Source organism: Sulfitobacter sp. 1A12157, from assembly GCF_043557345.1.
Lineage (GTDB): Bacteria > Pseudomonadota > Alphaproteobacteria > Rhodobacterales > Rhodobacteraceae > Sulfitobacter.
Window position 1 is genome coordinate 135,686 of the sequence record NZ_JBIFFV010000005.1, and the last position, 17,709, is coordinate 153,394.

Genomic DNA, 17,709 nt, shown 5'->3' on the forward strand with positions numbered 1-17,709 from the left:
TCTTTGGTCGGTGGTCTGAGTGTCTTAGCCCAGGCTCAGGCTGGCCGCGCTTTCGGGGAGTTCCTCATCGAACAGACGCTGATAGAACTCGGCCACGGTCTGGCGCTCAAGCTCGTCGCATTTGTTTAGGAAGGACAGCCGGAAGGCATAGCCCACGTTGCGGAAAATCTCGGCGTTCTGGGCCCATGCGATCACGGTGCGCGGGCTCATCACGGTTGAGAGTTCACCATTCATAAAGGCGGTGCGGGTGAGGTCGGCCACGGTGACCATCTGCTTGAGGGTCTTGCGGCCCTTCTCGGTGTTGTAATGCGGGTTCTTGGCCAGCACGATCGCGGTCTCGGCGTCGATGCTTAGGTAGTTCAGCGTGGCGACAAGGCTCCAACGGTCCATCTGCGCTTGGTTGATCTGCTGGGTGCCGTGGTAAAGCCCGGTGGTGTCGCCCAAGCCCACGGTGTTCGCGGTGGCGAAGAGGCGGAAATAGGGGTGCGGGGTGATGATCTCGTTCTGATCCATCAGCGTCAGCTTGCCGTCATGCTCCAATACGCGCTGGATCACGAACATCACATCGGCGCGGCCCGCGTCGTATTCGTCAAAGACAATCGCGGTCGGGTTGCGCAGCGCCCAAGGCAGGATGCCTTCGTGGAATTCGGTGACCTGTTTGCCGTCGCGCAGCTTGATCGCGTCTTTACCGATGAGGTCGATCCGGCTGATGTGGCTGTCGAGGTTGACGCGCACGGTGGGCCAGTTCAGCAGGGCGGCGACCTGTTCGATATGGGTCGATTTGCCCGTGCCGTGGTAGCCTTGAATCATGACGCGGCGGTTGTGGCTAAAGCCTGCAAGGATCGCCAGCGTGGTGTCAGGGTCGAACTTATAGGTGCTGTCGATGTCCGGCACGCGGCCGGTGCGCTGCGGGAAGCCCTTGACGACCATATCGGTGTCGATGCCAAAGACATCGCGCACCGAGACCTCTTCGGTGGGTTTCATGTCATGTTCCAGTGCACCGTCGGCCATCGCTCGTCATCCTTTTCCTTAGGCGCGCGGTCGGGGCCGCGCGCGTATCTGGTGCAACATATCGTGCATATCCGCAAGGGGAAGGGGGCAACTGGCATTATCCGCAACCGGCCGCTGGTCCGGTCGCGGGATCAGTCCTTGAAATTGCGGCTGCCTTTGATCTGGTCCCATGCCCAGACGACCAGTTGCAACTGCTCTTCCTGACTGCGGTCACCGCCGTTCATATCGGGGTGCAGCACCTTGATCAGCGCCTTGTAGGCTTTGCGGACTTCGGGCTTTGTCCAAGTGTCTTTGGCTTCGAGAATCTCGATCGCGCGGCGTTCGGTGGGCGGCAGGCGGCGGCCCGCCTGCTGGCCCTTGCCGGGGTTCTGGGTCGCGTTCTTGCCCAAGACCTGATGCGGGTCTTCGATGCCAAGACGCGCCCATGCCCGCTGCTCGGGGTCGCCCAGCGGTTTGGTCGTGCGCTCCCAGACCTTGTCCTTGGACATCTGCGCGTTCATCTCGGCCTCGGTGGTGCCGTCGAAGAAGCTCCACTTCGCGTTATATTCGCGCACATGTTTTTGGCAGAACCAGAAGTAGTCATCCAGCACATCGGGCGCCTTGGGGGCGCGGAACTTGCCCGGCTCGTCGCAGCCTTCGTGGTCGCAGATCCGGGTCGAGGTTTCCGACGCACCGGACATGCCGCGGCGGCCGCGGGGGTTTTTCTTTTTGGAGGACGACACGGACATGTCGAATCCGAAGGGATCAGGTTTTGGCATGTGGATAGACCTTTCCGACTCAGGCCGGTCACCATATACCCTGCGTCGCAGGATTGAAGGGGGCCGGGGGTAAAAACATGTCCACAACACAAGAGATTTCGGATCGGCTGGAAGCCGCTTTTGCGCCGCGTGAACTGGAGGTGGTGGATGACAGCGAAAGCCATCGCGGTCATGCCGGATTTCAGGAGGGGGGCGAAAGCCACTTTAACGTGCGCATCCGGTCAGAGCGTTTCAAGGGTCAGAACAGGCTGGCGCGGCACCGGGCGGTGCACAGCGCGTTGGGGCCGGATCTGATGGGGCGCATTCACGCGCTGGCGCTTGACCTAGACGAATAAGGCTCGCGTTTAGGGCTTTGTTTTATCGTCGTTTTCGTCGCCCTCTTGCGGCGAAGCTTCATCCGCTGAGGGGCCGGACAGAAACGCGGGCGGCGTCGCCGCTTTGGCGGGCTCCTCTTTCGCGGGCGCGTCATCCTCGGGCGTGATGGAGGCGGGCGCATCGGCCTGTAGCGCGGTGTCTTCGCCTTCGATCGTGGCGGCCAAGGCGGGCGTTGCGGCAGCCGTGGCGGGTGGCAGCAGATCGCCATCCTCTTGCTGGCCCGCAGCAGTCGCCAAGCGGCGGAACACCAGAACATTGCGCCATTCCGTGGTGGTCGAAGTCAGGCCCGACCGCTCTTGCGAGGGCAACGTCTCGGCCCGCTGGTATTCCCAGCCCTCGGCGGCCTGTTCGTTAAGGCATTCTTCCAAGGTCTTGGCGAAACGCGCTTCGGGGGCCTTCAGACCTTTGGCTTTCTGCCCTTTGCTGGGGGCGGGAAGGATCTTGTATTCGTAGCGCATAGGGGCCTCGGCTGGGTTGGCGACATAAGCCGCATCAGGTGAGTTTCAGGCGGATTTGCGGCGGATGCCAATGCTGCGACCGGCCCGCGCCGGTTTGGGCAGTTTGGCATGGTTTTGCCGCATCGCGTCAAGACGGGTCAGGATATGGTCCGGCATGGGGGCCACACGCGGGCCGGACTGGTCCACATGCAGCGTCAGCCCTTCGGCTGTGGCGGCGAGCCAACCGTCAACGTGCCATAGTTCCTGAAAACTGTGAAACCGCTTCTCGTCATGGTCGAGCAGTTGGAAGGTGGTATAGACGCGGTCACCCTCATGCAGTTCGCGCAGGTAGCAGACGTGGAATTCAGCCACATAGGTGGTGCAACCCGTGCGCTGATACGCCGGCCCCAGACCGATTTCGCCATAGGCTTGGTCAACGCCCTGATCAAACAGGACGTTGTAATAGGCCATGTTCAAATGACCGTTGAAATCGATCCATTCGGGGAGAACCGTCATCTCGTCCGAACGGAAGGGGACCGGTGCGCCGCTCATTGCTGGGCGAGCTTGCGCGACACGATTTCGTTGACCGCCTTGGGGTTGGCCTTGCCGCCCGTGGCCTTCATCACCTGACCGACGAACCAGCCCGCCAGCTTGGGGTTCTGCTGGGCCTTTTCGACCTGCGCGGGGTTGGCGGCGATGATTTCGTCCACCGCCGTCTCGATCGCGCCGGTGTCGGTGACCTGCTTGAGGCCCTCAGTCTCAACGATCTCATCCGGTTCGCGCCCGGTTGTATACGTGATTTCAAAGACTTCCTTGGCGATCTTGCCCGAGATTGCATCGGAGGCGATCAGATCGACAATGCTACCCAATTGCGCCGGGGTGACCGGGCTTTCGGTGATGCCCTTATCGTCTTTCTTCAGGCGGCCAAACAGCTCGTTGATGACCCAGTTCGCGGCCATCTTGCCATCGCGGCCCTGCGCCACGGCCTCGAAATAACCGGCGCTGTCGAGATCGGCGGTCAGCACGGAGGCATCGTAGTCCGACAGGCCGAAGTCATTGATGAAACGGGACTTCTTTTCGTCCGGCAGTTCGGGCAGGTTGGCCTTGATCTCGTCCACCCATGCCTGTTCGATTTCCAGCGGCAGCAGGTCGGGGTCGGGGAAATAGCGGTAGTCATGCGCCTCTTCCTTTGAGCGCATGGAGCGTGTTTCCTGTTTGTCGGGGTCGAAAAGGCGCGTTTCCTGCACAACCTCGCCACCGGCTTCGACAATCGCGATCTGGCGTTTCGCTTCGACTTCGATGGCCTGCTGTATGAAGCGCATGGAGTTCATGTTCTTGATCTCGCAGCGGGTGCCGAGATGCGAGAAATCCTGCGTTTCCTGATACTTCTCGTATTGCCCAACACGGCAGACCGAGACGTTGACGTCCGCGCGCATTGCGCCCGATTGCATGTCGCCGTTGCAGGTGCCCAGATAGCGCATGATCTGGCGCAGTTTGGCGAGATAGGCGGCGGCTTCCTCGGGCCCGCGAATGTCGGGGCGCGAGACGATCTCCATCAGGCAGACGCCGGTGCGGTTGAGATCCACGAAGGACATGTTCGGGTCCATGTCGTGGATCGACTTGCCCGCGTCCTGTTCCATGTGGATGCGCTCGATCCGGACCAGCCGCGCAGTGCCGTCGCCCAGTTCCACCAATACTTCGCCTTCGCCCACGATGGGCTCGTAAAGCTGGCTGATCTGGTAGCCCTGCGGCAGGTCGGGGTAGAAGTAGTTCTTGCGGTCGAAAGCGGATTTGAGGTTGATCTGCGCCTTCAGGCCAAGACCCGTGCGCACCGCCTGTTCGACGCAATATTCGTTGATCACCGGCAGCATGCCCGGCATCGCGGCATCGACAAAGGCCACGTTGCTGTTGGGCTCGGCGCCGAACTTGGTCGAGGCACCCGAAAAGAGCTTGGCGTTCGACGCGACCTGCGCGTGCACCTCCATCCCGATGACCAGTTCCCAGTCATGTTTGGCACCGGCAATCACGCGCGGTTTCGGGGTGTCGTAACTCAGATCAAGCATCGCGGCCGCCTTCGGTCAATTGGAACTTGGCCGGTCATACTGGAGCGCACCACGCGCTTCAAGAGGCAGGCTTAGCCCGGCATGGCAATCTGGCGGCGGCCTTCGGTGAAAATGACCCGTTTGCCCGCTTCGATCTCACGTTGGAACAGGCCGGTGATGATGCGCATGGCCTCATCCCGGCCCGAGGCGGCAAAACGCCGGGCGGAGCGGACGCGCAGGTTGTTGTCAAAGCCGCGGGCGGCATGGGCCCAGAGCATCGGGTGCAGTTCGGTCATGTGATCCCGCACGATCCAGCGCGCGCAATCGGCGATCTCGGCCCGCACGGCCCCGGCGGCATCCCCTGTCTCTGCCGCCTGACCGATGGCGCTGGCGCAATAGGCGGCCAGCAGGTTGGCGGTATGCGGATCGGGGCGGCGGGCAAGGATGTCGTGCAGCCCTTCGATGAAAAAGGGCACATCAAGGTTGGCACAGGCTTGCGCATCGCAACTAATCGCGTCAAATTGCACCCAAGTGTAGCCGCCCGCGCCCCAAGTCTTTTCGGTCCGCGCGGCGGTGCGGCGGGCCTCGAGTTCCAACTGGTCATATGAGCCATGCCACCTTGGCAGAAGGTGGTTGCCCATGGCCCGCATGGGGCGCGGGTTTGCGGGGTTCAGGTCGATGAGCCGCGCGTAGCGGTCCGCCACGGCGCGGGCGTCACCGCCGGTTCCCCCAAGCAGGCCACAGTGCGTCGCCGCGAGCAGAGGCGAGGCGGCTGTGTCCTTGTCGAATGGCGCGAGGATTTGCTCGGCGCGTTCAAAATGCGCGGCGAAGGCCGCATGGTTGCGGGCGGGCACGTCGCTGTCCCAGCCCGTGCCGCGCCAGGCCCAGCCGATGTCCATATGGGCCTGCGCCACGATGGCGGCAATCATGGCGTTGCCAGCGTGATCTTCCAGCACATGTTCCAGCGCTTCGATCCCGGCCATCAGCGGCGCGTCACTGGCCGGTTTGCCGTCGTAAAGCGCGTGTTCCGCGGCGAGAATCACATCCGCTCGCGCGCCAAAGGCCATCAGCTCGGCCACCGGCATGGCGCCCGGTGTCATCTCGCGGTTCTTGTCGGCGTCGTGCAAAAGCTCCGCCATCTCCTCCCAACGTTCTTGGCGCACCAGCCATTGCGCGCGGTATTGGTGACGGTCGCGCTGCATCTCTTCGGCGGTGGGGTCGGGGCAGGAAATGCGCAGCAGCGCGTCACGTGGCGCGCGGCGGCGCAGGAGCGGCATTTCAAGCGGCTCGAACTCGCAGGCTTGGGGCGCCGGCTTGGCAAAGAACCCTTGCAAGGCGGACGGGATCATATGCGAGAGTTTCTTCATCTGGGGCCGGTCCTGCCTGCTGTTTGTCGGTGATTTAGGTTTGACCGGGCAATGGGGCGGAACCGTGTCCGGCGTGCGGAGCTTTCGGGAAAATTCTGCAGCGCAGTCGGGCAGGCGGGGGCGATCCTTCGCGACAATCCGGCGGCGCGGCGGGCGCTGTTTCCCGATCAGAGGAAATCTGCCGATCCCGCGCCCCCGCCGCGCTTGCCAAGCGCGTTTCGGGGCGGTCTTATGCGCGCCATGAAACCTGCCATGATTGCCCTAATGCTCTGCGCCAGCCCCACCATGATTTGGGCCGAATTGCCCAAACAGCCCGCCCCGGTGGTAGAGGTGGATAACGTGGTGCAGGCCGCTGCCACATCTTTGTCCTTCCCCGATACGGTCGAGCCCGAGGACGCACCGCCCGCGCTTGAGACTGCGCCCTTCACCACAACGCTGCGCCCGCCCGCGCGCCCGGGCAATCTGCCGCGCACCCGTTGGCAGCATATGCGGGGGCATTCGCTGTGGACCCGTGCGGCAATCTCGGCGCTGAAATCCCATGGCAAGCCCCTGGTGGATATGGTGCCCGCCGATGTGGCGGAGTGGTGCCCGGCCTATCCCACGGCATCCGACAGCCAGCGCCGCGCCTTTTGGGTCGGCTTCATGTCGGCGCTGGCCAAACATGAAAGCACCTATCGGTCTTGGGCCGTGGGCGGCGGTGGCCGCTGGTATGGGTTGTTGCAAATCCTGCCGGGCACCGCGCGGGGCTATAAATGCAATGTCGGCAGCGGTGACGCGCTCAAGAACGGGGCCGCGAACCTCAGTTGTGCCGTGCGGATCATGGCGACGACCGTGCCGCGCGATGGGGTGATCGCCGGAAACGGCAGGCGCGGCGTCGGGGCCGATTGGGGGCCGATGCGCAGCGCCTCCAAACGGGCGGATATGTCCCGCTGGCTGCGGCAGCAGTCCTATTGCAAACCGTTGAAGGCGACCCGGCCCCGGAGCCGTCCGTAGATCACTGGATCAGCGTGAAGTGATGCCGCTCCGTCGCAACGCCGCGGGCCTGAAGCGCGGCTTCCAATGCGCGGTGCGGTGGGGTGGCCTCAAAGGGCAGTTTGATCTTGCGGCCCGTGTGAAGAATAACCGTCGCGCGCACGGACATATCAAGGCGCGTATCGAGCCGAACCCGGTCGACCTGCGCCAGCGCGATTTTCGCATCCCGTTTGCCGGTGAACCACGACAGGCTGTGCTGGTCGAGCGTCAGTCCGCTCGCTGGATTGCTGAAGACCTCCCATAGCGCGGGCAGGGTAAAAAGCCCCAGCAGCCCCACAAGCCACCCCGAAGCGTCGAGCCAGTGCCACGCCGCGCCGAGGGCCAGCCAGATTAGCGGCAACAGCATCAGGGCCGTCCGGCTGCGGGCATGGCGGCGATAGGTATAGGCCGCCATGCCCACTGTCTGAATAGGCGTGTCAGGCACCGCGAATGCGGCTGAGCATCTCGGAGGTGTCCCGGCTGAGATCGGGGCTGGCGAGGATGCGGTCGAGTTGGGTCTCGATCATCTCTTGCCGCGCCATGTCGTAGCGCCGCCATGTCTGGAAGGCCGAACACATCCGCGCCGTGGTCTGCGGGTTTACCGGGTCGAGTTTGATCAGCCAGTCGGCCAGCAGCGCGTAGCCCTTGCCGCTCTCATGGTGGAACCCGGCGTGATGCATGGCAAGGCTGCCAAAGACCGCGCGGAAGCGGTTGGGGTTCTTCCAGTTGAAATCGGCGTGTTCGGTAAGCCTGCGCGCCACTTCGGCAGCCTCTTCCGGTGCAGCTTGGCTGACTTGCAGCCCGAACCATTTGTCCATCACCAGACGGTCCTCCCGCCACTGCGCCTCGAAGGCCGCCAATGCCTTGTCGCCCTGACCCGCACGCAGCAGGGCGGCGAGCGCGCTGAGCTGTTGGGTCATGTTGTCGGCCTCGTCGAACTGCGCCTGTGCACGGGCCGGTCCTTCGACGCGGGTCAGCAGGGCAAGGGCCGCGTGGGTCAAGGCGCGTTTGCCCGATTGCGCCGCATTGGGCTGGTAGGGGGCATCGACCCTATGACGGTCAAAAAGATCGCTCAACAGCGCGGCGAACCGTTCGGCCATGGCGTCGCGGGTGGCCTCCACCGCCTGATGGATCGCCGCCGGATCCGGCGTTTTGCCAGCGTCATGAAGGGTGCTGGCCAGATCGGCATGGCTGGGCAGCCCCAGCATCAGCGCGCGGTAGGCAGGCTCAAGGGTCTCATCCTCCAACACGGCCCGCAGGGCGGCGAGCCAAGCGTCATCGGGCGCGCGGTCTTCGGTGATCGCGGCCTGCAAGGATTGCCGCGCCAAGGTGCGCCCGGCCTCCCACCGGTTGAAGGGATCGCTGTCATGCGCAAGCAGCAGCAGCCGCTCTTCTTTCGAGAGGTCTTGATCCAGCACCACCGGGGCGGAGAAGCCACGCAGCACCGAGGCCACGGGGCGCGCATCCAACCCGTCGAAGGTGAAGCTCTGTTCGGCCTCGGTCATCTCCAACACGCGGGAGGGGGCGACTTCGGCCCCATCCGCGCCGATCAGACCCACGGTGATGGGCAGAACCTGCGGTTTGGGCTCGGGCGTGGCGATGCTGGGCGGGGTGTGCTGGGTAAAGGTCAACGTAAAGATGCCCTTGCCCGCATCCCAAGCCTCTGCCACCGAAAGACGCGGCGTGCCCGCCTGCGAATACCAGCGCTTGAACTGGCTGAGATCGCGGCCCGTAGTGTCTTCGAACACCTTCAGCCAATCTTCGATCGTCGCCGCGTCGCCATCGTGACGCTGGAAATAGAGGTCCAGCGCCTTGGCATAGGCGTCATCGCCCACCAAGGTCTTGAGCATGCCGATCACCTCGGCGCCTTTCTCATAGACGGTGGCGGTGTAGAAGTTGTTGATCTCCTGAAAGCTTTCGGGCCGCACCGGATGGGCCAACGGGCCTTGATCCTCGGCGAACTGACGTGCGCGCAGGTCGATCACATCGCCGATGCGTTTCACGGCCGGAGAGCGCATATCGGAGGTGAACTGCGCGTCGCGGTAGACGGTCAGCCCTTCCTTGAGGCAAAGCTGGAACCAATCCCGGCAGGTGATGCGGTTGCCGGTCCAATTGTGGAAATACTCATGAGCGATGATCGCTTCGATCCGCTCGAAATTATCATCCGTCGAGGTTTCGGGCGAGGCGAGAACGGCGGCGGAGTTGAAGATGTTCAGCCCCTTGTTCTCCATTGCCCCCATGTTGAAATCATCCACCGCGACGATGTTGAAGATGTCGAGGTCGTATTCGCGGCCATAAACCTCTTCGTCCCATTTCATCGACGCCTTCAGCGCCTCCATCCCAAAGGCGCATTTGCCCTCATCTCCGGGGCGTACATAGAGGTTCAAATCGACCTCACGGCCCGACATGGTGGTGAAACGGTCGGAATGTGCGACCAGATCGCCCGCCACCAGCGCGAAAAGATAGGCAGGCTTGGGCCATGGGTCGTGCCACTGGGCATGGTTCTGCCCCTGTGCCACCGGGTTGCCGTTGGACAACAGAACGGGATGCGGGCCGTTGATGGTCACGGTGAAGACGCTCATCACATCGGGACGGTCGGGGTAATAGGTGATCTTGCGAAAGCCTTCGGCCTCGCATTGGGTGCAATACATGCCGCCCGACATATACAGCCCTTCGAGGGCGGTGTTGCCCTTGGGGTCGATCTGGACCTCGGCCTCCCAGACGAAGGGGCCGTCGGGCACATCGCAGGTCAGACCGCGCTCTGTGACCTGCGGGGTGACCGGCTTGCCGTCGATCTGCGCGGAGATAAGCTTGAGTTGTTCACCATGCAGGAAAAAGTCAGCATTCTGCGCCGCCGGGTTGGGACGAAAGGCGATGCGGCTTTTAACCCGCGTCTTATGGGGATCAAGGTCAAAGGTCAGGGCCACCTCATCCACCAGAAAGCCGAAGGGCTGGTAATCACTGAGATAGATCGTTTGGGGGGTGGCGTCGCGCATTGGGCCTCCAGTCGCGGGAACGTAATTGGTCCGGGAAATGTTATGTCTCCAGAAGGCCGCCTGCAAGCCGAGCTGCCCCAACTTCGACCAATGAGGTGTATCAATGTCCGCCCCCGACACCGATACCGAAACGCAGAAGAAACGTCATCGTCCTGCTTTGATCGGTATCAAAACCGCGATCATCGCAGGGGCGCTCTTGATGATCGCCGGCGTCGTTTATGCAGTTTTGCAAGCCACCGACCCCTCGCCGGACGGGGATGTGCAGCCCGTGGACGGCCCGGTGGAGGCCGAACCCGTGATCGCCACCCCGGAGCCGGTGGCGAACTAGCGCCGCGACCGCCTGCCAGCCGCTGCTTGCGCCCCTTTGCCTTTCTGCTAGACCTTTCACAAAGGTATCCAGCGCGGGAGAGGGCGGAGAATGACGGCTAGAATTAACAAGAACGGTTTGCAGGTAGAGCCCGCACTAGTTGATTTCATTGAAGGATCGGCGCTGCCGGGCACCGGTGTAGAGGCGGAAGGCTTCTGGGCGGGGCTGTCGGACCTCGTGCATGACCTTGGGCCAAAGAACCGTGCGCTGCTTGAGAAACGGGCCGAAATTCAGGCCAAGATCGACGATTGGCACCGCACCCGCGCAGGCAAACCCCATGACGCGGATAGCTACACCGCATTCCTGCGCGAGATCGGCTATCTTTTGCCGGGAGGACCGGCGTTCCAGATTGAAACGCAAAACGTGGACCCCGAAATTGCGCAGGTGCCTGGGCCGCAGCTTGTGGTCCCGATCACCAACGCCCGCTTCGCGCTCAACGCCGCCAATGCGCGCTGGGGGAGCCTTTATGACGCATTCTACGGCACCGATGCGCTGGGCGATTTGCCGATGGGCAAGGGATATGACGCCGAACGGGGTGCGCGGGTGGTGACACAGGCAAAAGCCTTTTTGGACGAGGCCGTGCCGCTTTCGGCGGGCAGCCATGCGGATTTGGCCGGGTATCGCGTGGTGGATGGGCACCTCGAAGGTGTGATGGCACAGGATGCGGCCCCTTGCGGCTTGGCTGATTCAGCACAGTTTGCGGGCTACCGGGGCGCGGCGGAAGCGCCGGATGCGATCCTCTTGCGCAACAACGGGCTGCATATCGAGATCAAGATCGACCCCGACCACGCGATTGGCAAGGACGACCCCGCCAGCGTTGCGGATGTGATCATCGAATCTGCCCTCTCGACCATCATGGATTGCGAAGACAGCGTCGCGGCGGTGGATGCCGAAGACAAGGTGCTGGCCTATGGCAACTGGCTGGGGCTGATGAAAGGGGATCTTGCCGAAACCTTTGAAAAAGGCGGCCAGACCGTCACCCGCCGCATGGCCGAGGACCGTCGCTATACCGCGCCCGATGGGGAGGGGGAGGTCACGCTGAAGGGCCGCTCTCTGATGCTGGTGCGCAATGTCGGCCATCTGATGACCAACCCCGCCGTGCTCGACCGCGAGGGGCGTGAGATTGGCGAAGGGCTGATGGATGCGATGGTCACCACGCTGATCGCCATTCATGACCTCAAACGCGCGGGCGGCAACTCGGTCACCGGCAGCGTCTATGTGGTGAAGCCCAAGATGCACGGGCCCGAGGAAGTTGCCTTTGCGGACGAGATTTTCACCCATGTGGAAAAGACACTCGGCCTGCCGCAATATACCGTGAAGCTCGGCATCATGGACGAAGAGCGCCGCACGAGCGCCAACCTCATGGAATGTATCCGCGCCGCGAAACACCGTGTGGCCTTTATCAATACCGGCTTCCTCGACCGTACGGGGGACGAGATCCACACCAGTATGGAAGCCGGTCCGATGGTGCCCAAGGGCGAGATGAAGAACAGCGCTTGGATCGCCGCCTATGAGGATCGCAACGTCGATATCGGCCTCGCGTGCGGTTTGCAGGGCCGCGCGCAGATCGGCAAGGGCATGTGGGCCATGCCCGACCGTATGGCCGAGATGCTCGAGGCCAAGATCGGCCACCCGCAGTCCGGCGCCAATTGCGCATGGGTGCCATCGCCCACAGCGGCCACCCTGCACGCTACACATTACCATAAGGTTAACGTCTTGGCGCGGCAGGAAGAGATCAAAGAGGGCGGCGCGCGCGCCTCGCTCGACGCGCTGCTGACCATCCCGGTGATGGAGGGCCGCAACCTCAGCACCGAGGAAATCACCCGCGAGATCGAGAACAACGCGCAGGGCATTCTGGGCTATGTCGTCCGCTGGATTGATCAGGGGGTCGGCTGCTCCAAAGTGCCGGACATCAACGATGTGGGCCTGATGGAAGACCGCGCCACCTGCCGCATCTCGGCCCAAGCGCTGGCGAATTGGCTGCATCATGGCGTCATCAGCCGCGCGGAAGTCGAGGCCGCGCTGAAAAAGATGGCAGCCGTGGTGGACCGTCAGAACGCCGACGATCCCAGCTATCGCCCCATGGCGCCGGGCTTTGACGGGGTGGCCTTTCAGGCCGCCTGCGATCTGGTGCTGAAGGGGCGCGAACAGCCTTCGGGCTATACCGAACCGGTGCTGCACGCGCGGCGGTTGGAGCTGAAGGCACAGAGCCGAGGTTGAGGCCGCGGCGCGAAGCGCCTATGTTCGGGCCATGGTGAAAAAGAGGTAACTCATGGCCCGACCCGTCGTAGGTATCATCGGCAATTCCTACCTGCTGAACGATCAATATCCCGTCCACGCGGGCGGGCAGATGAACACCGAAGCGATTGCCGAGGTCTCGGGCTGTCTGCCGCTCATCGTGCCGAGCGATCCGCGCTTTGTCTCGGTCGAGGAATTGCTGGAAGTTTGCGACGGTTTCCTGCTGACGGGCGGGCGGCCCAATGTGCATCCCGAAGAATATGGTGAGCCCGAGACGGAAGCACATGGTGCCTTTGACCGCGCGCGCGACGCCGTGGCGCTGGCGCTGGTGCGGGCCTGTGTCGCGCGGGGCCAACCCTTCCTCGGCCTTTGCCGCGGGTTTCAGGAGGTGAACGTTGCGATGGGCGGGTCGCTCTACCCCGAAATTCGCGATCTGCCGGGGCGGATGAACCACCGGATGCCACCCGACGGCACCATCGAAGAGAAATTCGAACTACGCCATGACGTAAGCTTTACCGAAGGCGGCGTGTTCCACCGTGTGATGGGCGCGTCCAAAGTGCTGACCAACACGCTACACGGGCAGGGGATCAAGGAACCCGGCCCGCGCGTGGTGATCGACGGCCACGCGGATGACGGCACCCCCGAGGCGATCTATATCAAAGACGCCCCGGGCTTTACTCTCGCCGTGCAGTGGCATCCCGAGTGGAACGCGGCCAATGACCCCGTTTCGCGCCCGCTGTTCGAACATTTCGGCGCAGCCGTGCGGGCTTGGGCGGCGGATGGGTCGGCCATGCCGGTGATGACCGCCGCACAATAGGGCCGGGCGTAGCGGGCCGGGGGCGCTTGTCGCGCTCTGATGGCCGGTCGCCCGCTTTTCGGGTTGCGACCGTCTGCATCGCGGCGCAGCTGCCCCGCCGATCCCCGCAATGAAGCCGCCAACGGGGGCTTACCTTAACGCCGCTCAACTGTGCAGCCTGCGCAAAGGCGCAACGGGCGAGATTGCATGGTTCAGCGGCGTTACATCGTGGTTCAAGACCGAGTCCTCGTCCGCGCGCCGTGGCGCTGTACGATCCGAGCAGGCGCGGCTGTAGGAACTGTAGGGCCAAGCCTCTGGACGGTCGCAATAGCCTGCATGGACAGGGCTGAGGTGCACCAAGCTGCAATGCCGGTCGAAATCTGCGGGGTCGCGGATCCGATGCTCCCAGAAACGGCGCTGCCAGATCCCTTTCTCGCCGCGTTTGATCTGCCGCAGACTGCGATGCGGGGCCGGGGGGAGATGGCGGGAAAACCGCCCCTTCCACATGCCGATCCGATTGCCGTAATCGTTGTCGTTCGGCGGCAGGGTCCAGACCGTATGAAGCACATCCGGCAAGATGGCGATGGCGTCGATCCGGAAGGGTTTGCGCGCCATAGTCTCACGCATGGCTTGGCGCAGGGCCGTGATATGCCGCAGCAGCGCATCATCATCGCGCCGCGCGAGGCGCAGGGTAAAGAAATAGCTGTTCGGGCCATGGGATGAAGGGCTGTCTTTCATGGCCCTGAGCTTGGCGCAGCTTGGTTAAAGCAACCTTAACGCCGCTACATTTGCCCGCCGGCGATCTCGATCGACTGGCCGTTGATGCTCTCGGAGCCGTCGCCAACCAGCCATGCCGCCGCGGCGGCCACTTCCGAAGGCGCGATCAGGCGTTTGTGGCGGTTGGCGTTGACCATGACATCGCGGGCCTTTTCCTCGGACAGCCCGGCGCGTTTAGAGATCGCCTGCGTGTTGCGTGCGATGATCTCGGTGTCGACGTAACCGGGGCAGAGCGCGTTGAAGGTAAAGGGCTGGCCCATGTAATCTTCGCTGAGCGAGCGGATCAGCCCGATCATCCCGTGTTTCGAGGCCGAGTAGCAGGCCGCCCCCGGCAGGCCGCGCAGCCCGGCCATGGAGGAGATGGCAATGACCCGGCCCCAATCGGTCTGGCGCATGGATTTCAGGCTCTCGCGGATGGTGAGAAAGGCTCCGTCGAGATTGGTCGCCATCATGTCGCGCCAAAAATCGAGGTCGGTTTTATGCAGGGACCGGCCCTCGGCCACGCCCGCATTGGCCACGCAGATTTGCACCGGGCCATGGGCCTCGACCGCGCGGGCGATGGTCTCGGTGACCTGCGCCTCGTCGCGCACGTCCATCGCCATGCCGCTGATGCCATTGCCTGACACGGCGTCGAGCACCTCCTGCCGCCGCCCGGTGATGGTGACCTTCGCGCCCTTGGCAGCCAAATCCTGCGCGATGGCCAGCCCGATGCCAGTGCCGCCGCCGGTGATGAATGCGTGTTTGTCTTTCAGTGTCATAAAACCTCCCCTTTGCGGGCAGGGTGGCGCGGCGGGGGCGGCAGTACAATAGGCAGCTTTTGATGACGGGGCGTTACGTGCGGGGCGGCTGGCATGGCGATAGGCCAAATCTTGCCGCCCGCGATCACATTTGCGGCAGCCTTGCGCCCGACTATTGCAGCGCGGGCCGCCTTGGCGCACTGGTCGGATGGGTAACCTGATGACAGGGCCATGCCAGAACCATTGGAGCAGTAAAATGAAACATATAGAATTTTCCATTCTCGCCCTTTCCGCAGCCCTCGCTTTTGGGGCAAGCACCGCGCAGGCGGTCGAAGTGACGGGCGGATCGGTCGGGCTTTCCTATTCCGCATTCGCGGACGACACCGATTTCAGCCGGCTTGGCCTTGATGGGTCGGTAGAGCTTGGCTTTAACCGCAACCTCAGCCTGCAGTTCGACGCCGGTTACAGCGATTTCGACTTTGTCGACGAAGACAGCCATTTGCTGGGCCTGCACGGCATTTACCACTGGGACGAAGCAACCTCTTTCGGGGCCTTCTACACCCGCGAGGAAGCCTTGGGCGGAGATGCGGATATCTTGGGTCTCGAAGCAGGCTATGAAATGCTGGATTGGGACTTCGAAGGCTATCTGGCCCATGTTGATACCGATGCAGGCGACGGCACGCTTGGCGGTATCAAGGCGCGTTATGCGCTGGCCCAAGGCTTTGGCATCAGCGGCTCCTATGATCGGCTGGGCAGCGATGGCGACGATCTGTCGCGCTTTGCCATGCGGCTCGATCGTGAGGTTTCCCCGACCACCAATCTGTTCTTGGAAGTCGGGTCTGCCAAGGTGGACGTGGGCAGCGTTAGCGAGTCTGAGCCCTTCGTCGGTCTGGGCGGTGAGATCAACTTTGGCGCGGATCGGGGCACTACCTTTGACCAGCGCGGCTTGGCGCGTCTGATCCCCGGTCTTTGAGCGTTATATATCCGTCGTTTGACGCTTCGGGATGGCCTTTGGGGCCGTGCCATCGGCGCGGGGTAGAACGGCTGTTCTATCTCTGCGCCGAATTCAGCAAACCGTTCTCTCCTTGTCGCGGTGCAGCAATTTTGCAGCGTTTCACCCCGCGGTTTGCTTGTACTATTGCTGCGCGCGCGCTATCGCTCTGACTAACAAAGTTGCGCCAGAGCGGCGCGACGGGCCAGCAAAGGGGGACTCTTGATTTGAAGATCGGGACACCAAAAGAAATATTTGAGGGCGAAAACCGGGTCGCGATGACCCCGGAAAGCGCACTGCAACTGCAAAAGCTCGGTCATAGCTGCGTCATCGAGACGGGCGCCGGTGCTGCTGCGGGCTTTGACGATGCCGCCTATGAGGCCGCGGGCGTCGAGGTGGTGCAATCCGCCGCCGCGCTCTATGAGGCCGCCGATGTGGTCGCCAAGGTGCGCCCGCCTTCCGACGACGAGGTCTCACGCCTGCGCGAAGGCCAGACGCTGATCTCCATGTTCAACCCCGCCGGCAACACCGAGTTGATGGAGGCCGCCGCCGCCAAAGGTGCGACCGTCATGGCGATGGACATGGTGCCGCGTATCAGCCGCGCGCAGAAGATGGACGCGCTGTCGTCGATGGCGAACATCGCGGGCTACCGTGCCGTGATTGAGGCAGGCAACAACTTCGGCCGTTTCTTCACCGGGCAGATCACCGCGGCGGGCAAGGTGCCCCCGGCCAAGGTGCTGGTCGTCGGCGCGGGGGTTGCGGGCCTTGCCGCCATCGGCACGTCAACCTCGCTCGGTGCGATCACGCTGGCCTTCGACGTGCGCCCCGAAGTGGCCGAACAGGTCGAGAGCATGGGCGCCGAGTTCGTCTATCTCGACTTCGAGGAAGAGCAGCAAGATGGCTCCGCCTCGGGCGGCTATGCCTCCGTCTCCAGCCCCGAATTCCGTGAAGCACAGCTCGCGAAGTTCCGCGAGTTGGCGCCCGATGTGGACATCGTCATCACCACGGCGCTGATCCCCAACCGCGAAGCGCCGGAGCTTTGGACCGAGGATATGGTGCAGGCGATGAAGCCGGGCTCGGTGATCGTCGACCTCGCCGCCGAGAAGGGCGGCAACTGCAAGCTCACCAAGATGGACGAGAAGGTCGTTACCGACAACGGCGTCACCATCATCGGCTACACCGATTTCCCCTCGCGCATGGCGACGCAGGCCTCGACGCTCTACGCCACCAACATCCGCCACCTGATGGCGGATCTCACGCCCGAGAAGGACGGGGTCATCAACCACGACATGGAAGATGACGTCATCCGCGGCGCCACTATCACCCATGAGAAGGAAGTGACCTTCCCGCCGCCACCGCCCAAGGTCGCGGCCATCGCGGCGGCGCCGAAGAAGGAAAAGGTCAAGGAGAAGACGCCGGAAGAAAAGCGTGCCGAGGAACTGGCGGCCTTCAAGCAGCAGACCAAGAGCCAAGTCACGCTGCTGGCCGTAGGCGCGGCGCTGCTGCTGGGGGTGGGGCTTGTCGCTCCGGCCAGCTTCATGCAGCACTTTATTGTCTTCGTTCTGGCGGTCTTCGTCGGTTTTCAGGTCATCTGGGGCGTGGCGCACAGCCTGCATACGCCGCTGATGGCGGTGACCAACGCGATCTCTTCGATCATCATTCTGGGCGCGCTGATGCAGATCGGCTCAGGCTCCTGGCTGGTGATCCTCCTTGCTGCCCTGTCGGTCTTCATGTGCGGGATCAACATTTTCGGCGGCTTCCTCGTGACACGGCGCATGCTCGCCATGTTCCAGAAATCCTGAAGGA

18 protein-coding genes are annotated in these 17,709 nt (G+C 63.0%); 8 read left to right on the top strand and 10 right to left on the bottom strand.

From position 1 onward, the window contains the following. Positions 1-24 precede the first annotated feature (24 nt). Positions 25-1,011, bottom strand: a complete 987-nt coding sequence (gene cobS, locus ACGYLC_RS10760; protein ID WP_394422945.1) for a cobaltochelatase subunit CobS — start codon at positions 1,009-1,011, stop codon at positions 25-27. A gap of 131 nt (positions 1,012-1,142) precedes the next feature. Further along, positions 1,143-1,769 (bottom strand): J domain-containing protein, encoded by a 627-nt coding sequence (locus ACGYLC_RS10765; protein WP_168612010.1) that lies wholly within the window; start codon positions 1,767-1,769, stop codon positions 1,143-1,145. 77 nt (positions 1,770-1,846) lie between these two features. Here ACGYLC_RS10765 and ACGYLC_RS10770 point away from each other — a divergent pair, with 77 nt between their 5' ends. After that, entirely contained in the window at positions 1,847-2,104 is a 258-nt protein-coding gene (locus ACGYLC_RS10770) for a BolA family transcriptional regulator (RefSeq protein WP_067263286.1), read from the top strand. 9 nt (positions 2,105-2,113) lie between these two features. Here ACGYLC_RS10770 and ACGYLC_RS10775 read toward each other — a convergent pair whose 3' ends face one another. The 4 genes from ACGYLC_RS10775 to ACGYLC_RS10790 form a co-directional block, all read right to left on the bottom strand. After that, positions 2,114-2,602, bottom strand: coding sequence for a DUF4177 domain-containing protein (locus ACGYLC_RS10775; RefSeq protein ID WP_394422946.1), 489 nt, complete (start codon positions 2,600-2,602; stop codon positions 2,114-2,116). A gap of 45 nt (positions 2,603-2,647) precedes the next feature. Continuing rightward, positions 2,648-3,133 carry a thioesterase family protein gene (locus ACGYLC_RS10780; RefSeq protein ID WP_394422947.1) on the bottom strand — a complete coding sequence of 162 codons (486 nt, stop codon included), beginning with the start codon at positions 3,131-3,133 and terminating at the stop codon, positions 2,648-2,650. Then, positions 3,130-4,644 (bottom strand): Asp-tRNA(Asn)/Glu-tRNA(Gln) amidotransferase subunit GatB, encoded by a 1,515-nt coding sequence (gatB, locus tag ACGYLC_RS10785; protein WP_394422948.1) that lies wholly within the window; start codon positions 4,642-4,644, stop codon positions 3,130-3,132. Before gatB ends, ACGYLC_RS10780 begins: the two co-directional genes overlap by 4 nt. Before the next feature lie 71 nt (positions 4,645-4,715). Next, positions 4,716-5,990: a hypothetical protein gene (locus tag ACGYLC_RS10790; RefSeq protein ID WP_394422949.1), complete on the bottom strand. Its 1,275-nt coding sequence runs from the start codon at positions 5,988-5,990 to the stop codon at positions 4,716-4,718. A 252-nt stretch (positions 5,991-6,242) separates the two neighbouring features. On the opposite strand from ACGYLC_RS10790, the gene ACGYLC_RS10795 reads away from it, so the two are divergent. After that, positions 6,243-6,983, top strand: a complete 741-nt coding sequence (locus ACGYLC_RS10795) for a transglycosylase SLT domain-containing protein (RefSeq protein ID WP_394422950.1) — start codon at positions 6,243-6,245, stop codon at positions 6,981-6,983. A gap of 1 nt (position 6,984) precedes the next feature. Here ACGYLC_RS10795 and ACGYLC_RS10800 read toward each other — a convergent pair whose 3' ends face one another. Beyond that, on the bottom strand, positions 6,985-7,416 hold the full coding sequence (locus tag ACGYLC_RS10800; protein ID WP_394422951.1) for a hypothetical protein: 432 nt from the start codon (positions 7,414-7,416) through the stop codon (positions 6,985-6,987). A 22-nt stretch (positions 7,417-7,438) separates the two neighbouring features. After that, positions 7,439-9,997 carry an aminopeptidase N gene (pepN, locus tag ACGYLC_RS10805; RefSeq protein WP_394422952.1) on the bottom strand — a complete coding sequence of 853 codons (2,559 nt, stop codon included), beginning with the start codon at positions 9,995-9,997 and terminating at the stop codon, positions 7,439-7,441. A gap of 103 nt (positions 9,998-10,100) precedes the next feature. Here pepN and ACGYLC_RS10810 point away from each other — a divergent pair, with 103 nt between their 5' ends. The 3 genes from ACGYLC_RS10810 (at position 10,101) to ACGYLC_RS10820 (ending at position 13,419) form a co-directional block, all read left to right on the top strand. Then, positions 10,101-10,325: a hypothetical protein gene (locus ACGYLC_RS10810; protein WP_394399883.1), complete on the top strand. Its 225-nt coding sequence runs from the start codon at positions 10,101-10,103 to the stop codon at positions 10,323-10,325. Positions 10,326-10,415: 90 nt separating this feature from the next. Further along, positions 10,416-12,584, top strand: a complete 2,169-nt coding sequence (locus tag ACGYLC_RS10815) for a malate synthase G (protein ID WP_394422953.1) — start codon at positions 10,416-10,418, stop codon at positions 12,582-12,584. A gap of 52 nt (positions 12,585-12,636) precedes the next feature. After that, complete coding sequence (locus ACGYLC_RS10820) at positions 12,637-13,419, top strand: gamma-glutamyl-gamma-aminobutyrate hydrolase family protein (RefSeq protein ID WP_168612018.1); 783 nt, start codon at positions 12,637-12,639, stop codon at positions 13,417-13,419. A gap of 144 nt (positions 13,420-13,563) precedes the next feature. Here the strand turns inward: ACGYLC_RS10820 and ACGYLC_RS10825 are convergent, their stop codons facing one another. Beyond that, positions 13,564-14,136 (bottom strand): REP-associated tyrosine transposase, encoded by a 573-nt coding sequence (locus tag ACGYLC_RS10825; RefSeq protein WP_394422954.1) that lies wholly within the window; start codon positions 14,134-14,136, stop codon positions 13,564-13,566. A 44-nt stretch (positions 14,137-14,180) separates the two neighbouring features. Further along, entirely contained in the window at positions 14,181-14,933 is a 753-nt protein-coding gene (locus ACGYLC_RS10830; RefSeq protein ID WP_394422955.1) for an SDR family NAD(P)-dependent oxidoreductase, read from the bottom strand. Positions 14,934-14,995: 62 nt separating this feature from the next. On the opposite strand from ACGYLC_RS10830, the gene ACGYLC_RS10835 reads away from it, so the two are divergent. The 3 genes from ACGYLC_RS10835 to ACGYLC_RS10845 all read left to right on the top strand — a co-directional run bounded on the left by ACGYLC_RS10835 (position 14,996) and on the right by ACGYLC_RS10845 (position 17,705). Next, the gene (locus ACGYLC_RS10835) at positions 14,996-15,133 is read left to right on the top strand and encodes a hypothetical protein (protein WP_394399875.1); all 138 of its coding nucleotides are present in this window, start codon (positions 14,996-14,998) and stop codon (positions 15,131-15,133) included. A 35-nt stretch (positions 15,134-15,168) separates the two neighbouring features. Beyond that, positions 15,169-15,885 (top strand): hypothetical protein, encoded by a 717-nt coding sequence (locus ACGYLC_RS10840; RefSeq protein WP_394422956.1) that lies wholly within the window; start codon positions 15,169-15,171, stop codon positions 15,883-15,885. 245 nt (positions 15,886-16,130) lie between these two features. Continuing rightward, the gene (locus ACGYLC_RS10845; protein ID WP_394422957.1) at positions 16,131-17,705 is read left to right on the top strand and encodes a Re/Si-specific NAD(P)(+) transhydrogenase subunit alpha; all 1,575 of its coding nucleotides are present in this window, start codon (positions 16,131-16,133) and stop codon (positions 17,703-17,705) included. Positions 17,706-17,709 lie beyond the last annotated feature (4 nt).

What these genes read in the sequence shown, in the direction of transcription:
- ACGYLC_RS10840 (WP_394422956.1), top strand. Translation starts at nt 15,169, where the DNA reads ATGAAACATATAGAATTTTCCATTCTCGCCCTTTCCGCAGCCCTCGCT.
- ACGYLC_RS10830 (WP_394422955.1), bottom strand. Translation starts at nt 14,933, where the DNA reads ATGACACTGAAAGACAAACACGCATTCATCACCGGCGGCGGCACTGGC.
- ACGYLC_RS10765 (WP_168612010.1), bottom strand. Translation starts at nt 1,769, where the DNA reads ATGCCAAAACCTGATCCCTTCGGATTCGACATGTCCGTGTCGTCCTCC.
- ACGYLC_RS10825 (WP_394422954.1), bottom strand. Translation starts at nt 14,136, where the DNA reads ATGAAAGACAGCCCTTCATCCCATGGCCCGAACAGCTATTTCTTTACC.
- ACGYLC_RS10810 (WP_394399883.1), top strand. Translation starts at nt 10,101, where the DNA reads ATGTCCGCCCCCGACACCGATACCGAAACGCAGAAGAAACGTCATCGT.
- ACGYLC_RS10770 (WP_067263286.1), top strand. Translation starts at nt 1,847, where the DNA reads ATGTCCACAACACAAGAGATTTCGGATCGGCTGGAAGCCGCTTTTGCG.
- ACGYLC_RS10775 (WP_394422946.1), bottom strand. Translation starts at nt 2,602, where the DNA reads ATGCGCTACGAATACAAGATCCTTCCCGCCCCCAGCAAAGGGCAGAAA.
- ACGYLC_RS10820 (WP_168612018.1), top strand. Translation starts at nt 12,637, where the DNA reads ATGGCCCGACCCGTCGTAGGTATCATCGGCAATTCCTACCTGCTGAAC.
- gatB (WP_394422948.1), bottom strand. Translation starts at nt 4,644, where the DNA reads ATGCTTGATCTGAGTTACGACACCCCGAAACCGCGCGTGATTGCCGGT.
- ACGYLC_RS10815 (WP_394422953.1), top strand. Translation starts at nt 10,416, where the DNA reads ATGACGGCTAGAATTAACAAGAACGGTTTGCAGGTAGAGCCCGCACTA.
- ACGYLC_RS10790 (WP_394422949.1), bottom strand. Translation starts at nt 5,990, where the DNA reads ATGAAGAAACTCTCGCATATGATCCCGTCCGCCTTGCAAGGGTTCTTT.
- pepN (WP_394422952.1), bottom strand. Translation starts at nt 9,997, where the DNA reads ATGCGCGACGCCACCCCCCAAACGATCTATCTCAGTGATTACCAGCCC.
- ACGYLC_RS10800 (WP_394422951.1), bottom strand. Translation starts at nt 7,416, where the DNA reads ATGGCGGCCTATACCTATCGCCGCCATGCCCGCAGCCGGACGGCCCTG.
- ACGYLC_RS10835 (WP_394399875.1), top strand. Translation starts at nt 14,996, where the DNA reads ATGACGGGGCGTTACGTGCGGGGCGGCTGGCATGGCGATAGGCCAAAT.
- cobS (WP_394422945.1), bottom strand. Translation starts at nt 1,011, where the DNA reads ATGGCCGACGGTGCACTGGAACATGACATGAAACCCACCGAAGAGGTC.
- ACGYLC_RS10780 (WP_394422947.1), bottom strand. Translation starts at nt 3,133, where the DNA reads ATGAGCGGCGCACCGGTCCCCTTCCGTTCGGACGAGATGACGGTTCTC.
- ACGYLC_RS10795 (WP_394422950.1), top strand. Translation starts at nt 6,243, where the DNA reads ATGATTGCCCTAATGCTCTGCGCCAGCCCCACCATGATTTGGGCCGAA.